General features: G+C 54.0%; 7 protein-coding genes. All 7 read left to right on the plus strand.

Features of this window, described 5'->3' with window-relative positions:
• Nucleotides 1–577, plus strand: a 577-nt coding sequence (locus ABGT74_RS11400; protein ID WP_346705571.1) for a GntR family transcriptional regulator, incomplete at its 5' end; no start/stop codon positions are given.
• 253 nt (nucleotides 578–830) lie between these two features.
• Nucleotides 831–2,081, plus strand: a complete 1,251-nt coding sequence (locus tag ABGT74_RS11405; protein ID WP_346705572.1) for a sugar ABC transporter substrate-binding protein — start codon at nucleotides 831–833, stop codon at nucleotides 2,079–2,081.
• 90 nt (nucleotides 2,082–2,171) lie between these two features.
• Complete coding sequence (locus ABGT74_RS11410; protein ID WP_297282908.1) at nucleotides 2,172–3,083, plus strand: sugar ABC transporter permease; 912 nt, start codon at nucleotides 2,172–2,174, stop codon at nucleotides 3,081–3,083.
• Nucleotides 3,080–3,913 (plus strand): carbohydrate ABC transporter permease, encoded by an 834-nt coding sequence (locus ABGT74_RS11415; RefSeq protein ID WP_297282909.1) that lies wholly within the window; start codon nucleotides 3,080–3,082, stop codon nucleotides 3,911–3,913. The genes ABGT74_RS11410 and ABGT74_RS11415 overlap by 4 nt, the downstream gene beginning before the upstream one ends.
• A 114-nt stretch (nucleotides 3,914–4,027) precedes the next feature.
• Nucleotides 4,028–5,383 (plus strand): glycosyl hydrolase family 28 protein, encoded by a 1,356-nt coding sequence (locus ABGT74_RS11420; protein ID WP_297282910.1) that lies wholly within the window; start codon nucleotides 4,028–4,030, stop codon nucleotides 5,381–5,383.
• Between the two features lie 60 nt (nucleotides 5,384–5,443).
• A complete protein-coding gene (gene uxaC / locus ABGT74_RS11425; RefSeq protein WP_346705573.1) occupies nucleotides 5,444–6,850 on the plus strand; it encodes a glucuronate isomerase in 1,407 nt (468 codons plus the stop codon).
• Between the two features lie 19 nt (nucleotides 6,851–6,869).
• Nucleotides 6,870–7,238: mannonate dehydratase (locus ABGT74_RS11430; protein ID WP_346705574.1), on the plus strand; the 369-nt coding region annotated here is incomplete at its 3' end.

The following is a 7,238-nucleotide window of genomic DNA, read 5'->3' on the forward strand; positions in this document are numbered from 1 at the left end:
ATACAGTCTTGCGGAAAAATTTGGCGTATCGCGCTCTCCGATTCGTTCGGTTCTGCAAAAGCTGGAATCCGAAAGTCTGGTTGTGATCGATCCGCAGCGCGGCACCTTTGTAACCAAACTGGATTATGATTACATTCGTGATATTATTTACTTACGTTGGTGCGTGGAAAGCACCCTGATGTGCCAAATCGCAGAGCAGCAGCCCGAAGCATTGCTGCTTGTGCTGCGGGAATGTCTGCAAAAGCAAAAAACACTGCTGACCGGCAACAACATTGACCCGGAGGAATTTACGGCGCTGGACAATGCGTTTCATGAAGCAATCTACACCGGGAACCACCGCGAAAACCTGTGGGATGTGATCCAAGAGGTCAACACCAGTTATCTGCGTTTCCGCATGCTGGATTTGGTGCAGGGCAATTCCCACCGTCAGATCTATCAGGATCACTGCAAACTGGTGCAGTACATGGAAAAAAAGGATACCCAGAACCTGCGGATACTGCTGCATCAGCATCTGAACGGCAATTTGCAGACCAATGAGGGGATTAAGCGGGAATACAAGGAATATTTTACAGCCTGATCTTGATTTTCATAAAAGACATGATATTGTTCAAACGGCGCATCCGAATGGATGTGCCGTTTATTTTGCACAAAAGCAAATGGAGAATTTATGCAAAACATAAAAGATGCACAAAAACTATTGACATACTAACATACAAGTTGTAAAAATATAGATGTGAAGAACGCGGAGAAGAATACTGAACATTGAGCACGTTTGGCAACTTTGTACGCATGAAACACATATTGAAAAAGAAAAGGAGAAGGAAAATAGTATGAAAAAGAGACTATTGGCTGCTCTTCTTGCAGCTGCTATGGCAGCAAGCCTGACCGCATGCGGCGGCTCTACTGACAGCAACGCTTCTGACAGCGAGGGCTTTAAGATTTTGATTTCTGACGATACTTCGGAAGGCGGCGCAATGGCGGATGCTGCCAAGCGCTACACCGAAGAGACCGGCATTCCGGTTGAGATTGTTGAGGTTCCGAAGGATGACCGCGACACCAAGCTGGCCAACATGATCCAGGGCAAGGACGCACCGGCACTGATCCGTACCGATATCTATGGCGCTTATGAGGATCAGCTGATGGATCTGTCCGATGTCATCTCCATCGACGAGTTCCCGGAATCCCTGCATGAGAAAATCCAGAACGAGAACGGCGAACTGATCGCACTGCCGATCGACGTTACCGTTACCGGTATGATTTATAACAAGACCGCATTCGACGAAGCGGGCGTTTCCGTTCCGCAGAGCGAAGACGAGATCTGGACCTGGGACGAGTTCACCGAGGCGGTTAAGAAGGTTGTCGCTAACTCCGACTGCCAGTACGGCCTTGCATTTGACAAGACCCAGCGCCGTTATCAGGTTCTGATGTATCAGTTCGGTGCTTCGGTTGTCAACAACGACGGCACCGCAGTGGTCGCGAACTCCCCCGAATCGGTGGAAGCACTGGAGTACTTCATCAAGCTGCATGAGGATGGTGTAATGCCCAAGTCCGTATTCCTCGGCACCGAAGACCCGTCCGCACTGTTCAAGTCCGGCCAGCTGGCAACCGTTATTCAGGGCTCCTGGAAGATTTCCGACTATTCGGAAAACATCAGTGACTTTGAGTGGGGCGTAACTTACATGCCGATCGGCACCCAGCGTGCAAACCGTCTGGGCGGCAACTTCTTCTGCGCCATCAAGGATTCCGGCAAGGAAGAGCAGGCTAAGGAGTTCCTCAAGTGGTTCTATGATTACGACAACTTCAAGATTTACTGCGAGAAGGGCAACTACATGTCCGGTCTGAACAATGTAACGCCGGATTACTCCGTACATCCGGAAATGTACGAAATCTTTGAGCAGGAGCTGGCGGCTTCGGGCGATGCCGGCGCGGGCGATAACGCTTGGGATTACGCAGACGTAGTAGGCAACCTGCTGCTCGATGACGTATGCGCTGCTCTGAACGGCGACATGACCGCACAGGAAGCGATGGATTCGTTCGCACAGGAAGTTTCCGGCGAAATGGGCATTCCGCTCGCTTCTTAAGCAATCTGCAAAATAAAAATGATGTGTCGGCTGCCGTCAGATGGCGTTCTGTGGCAGCCGCCCTATCCATAGGAAAGCAGGTGAATTTTGTTGGAGCCCACAAAAACCGTTAAACTGAAAAAAGCCTCCAAGCTCGGCGCGGAGCAGCGCAGAACCGGCTATCTGTTCATTCTGCCGAACTGCATTATTTTTGTGCTGTTCTTCATTATTCCCGCCGTATTGGGCTTCTACTATTCGCTGACCGAGTATAACGGCTTTGGTTCGCCGGAATTTATCGGCTTTGCCAATTATGCCAAGCTGTTCAGCGATACATCGTTCTACAAGATCCTTTGGCATACGTTTTTGTATGTTTTGCTGACAGTACCGACCGTTTTTGTTGCTGCACTGGCCATTGCAATGGGCCTGACCCGCGTCTGGATTCGCGGCCGCGACTTTATGCGTATTTCGGTTTTCTGGCCGACCATGATCTCGACCGTTATCGTCGGTTTGATCTGGCGCTGGATCTTCGGTGAAAACAGCGGTATTGTCAACTATCTGCTCTCGCTGCTCAAGGGCAGCGGCTTGCCGTGGCTGACCGACAGCACGTTGGCGATGGTGACGCTTGTCATTGCAACCGTTTGGAGCAAGGCAGGCTACTTTATGATTATCTTTGTCGGCGCGATCGAAGCGATCCCGACCAGCTACTACGAAGCGGCTTATCTGGACGGCGCAAAGCCGTGGCAGGTGTTCCGCCGCATCACGTTCCCGCTGCTCAAGCCGACCAACTTCATGGTCATTCTGCTGTGCATGATCAACTCGTTCAAGGAATATCCGATGATCCTGTCCTTGACGGGTGGCGGTCCGTCCGATGCTACGACCAACATCGTGCAATATATCTACAAGATGGGCTTCGAGCGTTCGGATATCGGCTATGCATCCGCCGCTTCCATGGTCATGTTTGTCATTCTGGTTCTCATTGCGATCCTCCAGTTCAAACTGCAGAAGGGAGGGTCTAACGAATGACACCCAAAAAGACGACCAAGGGAATGGTCGCAGGCAATGTCATCATGTGGGTGGTTGCCCTGCTGTTCCTGTTCCCGGCGGTGTGGATCGTGCTGTGTTCGTTTAAGCCCGGCAATGAATTGTTTTCCATTCCGCCCACGCTGTTCCCGAAGAATCCTTCGTTTTCTTCGTACCTGACCACATGGCAGCAGAATAATTTTCTGCACTATTTTGTCAACTCGATGATCGTTGCGGTGGCTTCCACGCTCATTACGCTGCTCATCAACACCATGGCGGGCTTTGCATTTGCAAAATACCGTTTCAAGGGCCGCGATTTCATCTTTATGGCGCTGCTGACGACCATGATGCTGCCCACCGAGGTTATCATGCGTCCGACCTTTACGGTGGTCAGTGCACTCGGTCTGTATAACACGCTTTGGGGCGTGATTATTCCGCCGATCGCAACGCCGACGGGTATTTTCCTGATGCGCCAGTACTTTATGGGCGTGCCGGATTCCCTGCTGGAGTCCGCCCGTATCGACGGCGCAGGCGAAGTGCGTATTTTCGCAACGATGATGGTGCCGTTGGCCAAGCCGGTCATTTCCACGCTGACGATTCTGTCGTTTATGTGGCGTTGGAATGACTATGTGTGGCCGATGCTGGTCATCAGCGACCAGAGCAAGTATACGATGCAGCTGGCGATTGCCAATCTGGTTGGTGAGTTGTCCATTGACTGGAACACGCTGCTGTGTGCATCCGTTATTTCGATGGTTCCGATGCTCATTGTGTTTGCTTTATTCCAAAAGCAGATTATCGCAAGCGTTATGACATCCGGACTGAAGGAAGGCTGACGTTCTCTCTCCTTGGGAAGCCGCCGCATGTGCGGCGGCTTCTTTTACTGAATAAACGGGTTTGCAGTGAAACATAAATCAATCGCTCCAACATGTTTTGAAAAGAGGGAAAACATGCAATACTATGTAAAAGACTTCGGTGCGAAAGCCGACGGTGTGACCAATGACGCGGCAGCCATTCAGGCAGCCATCGACGCCTGCTCTGCTGCGGGCGGCGGCCGCGTGGTGCTCGAAAACGGACGCACCTATTATTCCAGTTCGATCATTCTCAAGCCCGGCGTTGACCTGCACCTCGAGCGCGGGAGCGTACTCAAGGCGCACAGCGATCTGGAAACCTATTTCCATCCGAACGGCGGCGCGAAGGACGACGGCGTCGAGCGTGTCGGCACGCCGGTCACCCTCAAACCGTCCTATGCGTTCATTTATGCCAAGGACGCCGACCACATTGCCATTTCGGGCGCAGGCGCGATCGACGGCAATGCGTACGCATTTGTCGGCCGGGTCAGCCAGTATTATGTGACGGGCGATTTTTATCCCCGCCCGACGCTGATCTATGTCGAGCATTGCAACCACATTTCGTTTACCGGCGTTATCATGCGCAACGCGCCGTTCTGGACGCTGCATCCCGCTGGATGCGACGACGTGCTGATCTCCCAGATCCGCATTCTGAACGATCTGGATGTTGCCAATTCGGATGGCATCGACCCCGACCACTCCTCCAATGTGCGTATTCTCGGCTGCCATATCACCTGTGCGGATGACTGCATCTGCCTGAAGTCTTCGGCAGGCAACATGGAATATGGCCCGTGCCGCAACATCGTGATTGCAAACTGCACGTTGACCTCGACCTCGGCAGCCATCAAGATCGGCACCGAGGGCACGGGCGATTTTGAGAACGTCGTGGTGGATAACTGCGTCATTTCGGATTCCAACCGTGGCCTGTCCATCCAGATCCGTGACGGCGGCAATGTGAAGAATGTATCGTTCTCCAACATCATCATCGGTACACGCCGCTTTGCGGATTGCTGGTGGGGCTGCGCCGAGCCGATCACGATCACAACCCACAATCGTGATGACAATACGCTTTCCGGCCATATTTCCGGCATCCGTTTCCGCAACATCATTTGCGACAGTGAAAACGGTGTGCTGCTTTCCGGCCGGGATGGTAACCATATTGAAGATGTGCTGTTCGACAACGTGGAGGTAACCGTTCGCGCTAAGAGCAAGTGGGAGCGCGGCATGTATGACTTGCGTCCGGGCATCCGTCAGACGATCGAGCGTATCCCGAGCGCGGGCTTCTATATGCGCCGCGCGGATGATGTGACGCTGCGCAACTGCCGCGTGCGGTTTGCGGGCGATCAGCTGGAGGATTTCGGTGAGGCTGTGCGCTGTGAGGATTGCGCGAATGTCAAGCTGGAGCAGTTTGACGGAAAGGCAGCGCGCCCGGAGCTTGAGGATGTTGTTTTATAAGCTGTTGCAGAACAGCGAGATATGTTTCGGTACATCCGTATCCGAAAGGGAGAAATGAAGATGAAAACATTTATTGGTGACGATTTTTTGCTGAAAAGCGAAGCGGCGCGCATCCTTTACCATGAGCATGCCGAGAAGATGCCGATCTTCGACTATCACTGCCATCTCAATCCGCAGGAGATTTATGAGGATGTCCGTTTTGACGATCTGGCGCATGCATGGCTGGGCGGCGACCACTACAAATGGCGCGTCATGCGCGCCAACGCGGTGCCGGAGCGCTTTGTCACCGGCGACGCGCCCGGCCGCGAAAGGTTCGACCGCTATGCGGAGGTTATGCCCCGCCTGATCGGCAACCCGATCTATCATTGGTCGCATCTGGAGCTGATCCGCTTTTTCGGCATCGACGATCTGCTTGACCCCACCACGGCAGACGCCATTTGGGAAAAGGCCAACGCCAAGCTGCAAAGCTCGGCGGGTTCGTCCCGTTCACTCATTCAGGAGAGCAACGTGCGTGCCCTCTGCACGACGGATGATCCGGTAGACGATTTGCAGTGGCACAAAAAGCTGGCGGCGGATGCAGGCTTTACGGTTCAGGTTCTGCCGACCTTCCGCCCGGAAAAGGCGCTGAACATCGTTGACCCCGGCTATCCTGCTTATCTGGAAAAGCTGGGCACGGCGGTAAACGCCACCATCCGCACAATTGACGGCCTCAAGCAGGCGCTGGCGCAGCGCGTGGCATACTTTGCCGAGGCGGGCTGCCGCCTGTCCGATCACTCGTTTGGCTCGCCGGATTTCACGGTCTGGGACGAGGCCGCAGCAGAAAGCGCGATGCGCAAGGCGCTGGCAGGAGAAATGCCGACCGATCACGAGGTCGCGGCTTACCAGTCGCTGATGATGGATTTCCTCGGCGCGCAGTACGCTGACCGCGGCTGGGCGATGCAGCTGCACATGGGTGCTATCCGCAACCTGAATACCAAGCTGTATCGCGCGTTCGGCGCGGATGCGGGCGGCGACTCGATCGGCGACACCATGGCCGCAGCTTCTCTGGCGGCGCTGCTCGACCGACTGGCTATGCGCGATAAGCTGCCTAAGACCATTCTGTACACGCTCAATGCGGCGGATAACGACAAGTTGATCGCTGCGGCGGGCTGCTTCCAGGATGAAACCGCCGCGGGCAAGATCCAGTTCGGCTCGGCATGGTGGTTCAACGATCATTACGACGGCATGATCGCCCAGATGAAGAGCCTGGCGAACATCGGTGTGCTCAGCCGCTTTATCGGTATGCTGACCGATTCCCGTTCGTTCCTGTCCTATCCGCGTCACGAATATTTCCGCCGCATTCTGTGCAATCTGGTTGGCGGCTGGGTGGCGGACGGCATGGCGCCGGCGGATTATGACCTGCTCGGCGGCATGATCGAGGACATCTGCTTTAATAATGTTTGGAAATATATCGGTTTAGACCGATAATAAGGAGGAAACCCCCTATATGAAACTATCATTCCGTTGGTATGGCGAGTCCGACCCGGTTTCTCTGGAGTATATTTCGCAGATTCCGGGCATGCGTTCGATCGTCTCGGCTGTATATGATGTAAAGCCGGGCGAAGTATGGCCGGAGGAGAGCCTTGCCAAGATGAAGGAGCAGTGCGAGGCGCACGGTCTGGTGTTCGATGTGGTCGAATCCATTCCGGTGTCCGAGGATATCAAGCTCGGCACGGACAAGCGCGACGAGCATATCGAGGTTTACTGTGAAAACATCCGCCGCTGCGCGAAGTACGGCGTTAAGTGCGTGACCTACAACTTCATGCCGGTCTTTGACTGGACGCGCACCCAGCTGGACAAGAAGGCGCCGGACGGC

This window comes from uncultured Agathobaculum sp., assembly GCF_963927765.1.
GTDB lineage: Bacteria > Bacillota > Clostridia > Oscillospirales > Butyricicoccaceae > Agathobaculum.

Bases quoted from the DNA above. Each gene is read 5' to 3' on its own strand.
- ABGT74_RS11405 (WP_346705572.1), top strand. From the start codon at position 831: ATGAAAAAGAGACTATTGGCTGCTCTTCTTGCAGCTGCTATGGCAGCA.
- ABGT74_RS11415 (WP_297282909.1), top strand. From the start codon at position 3,080: ATGACACCCAAAAAGACGACCAAGGGAATGGTCGCAGGCAATGTCATC.
- ABGT74_RS11420 (WP_297282910.1), top strand. From the start codon at position 4,028: ATGCAATACTATGTAAAAGACTTCGGTGCGAAAGCCGACGGTGTGACC.
- uxaC (WP_346705573.1), top strand. From the start codon at position 5,444: ATGAAAACATTTATTGGTGACGATTTTTTGCTGAAAAGCGAAGCGGCG.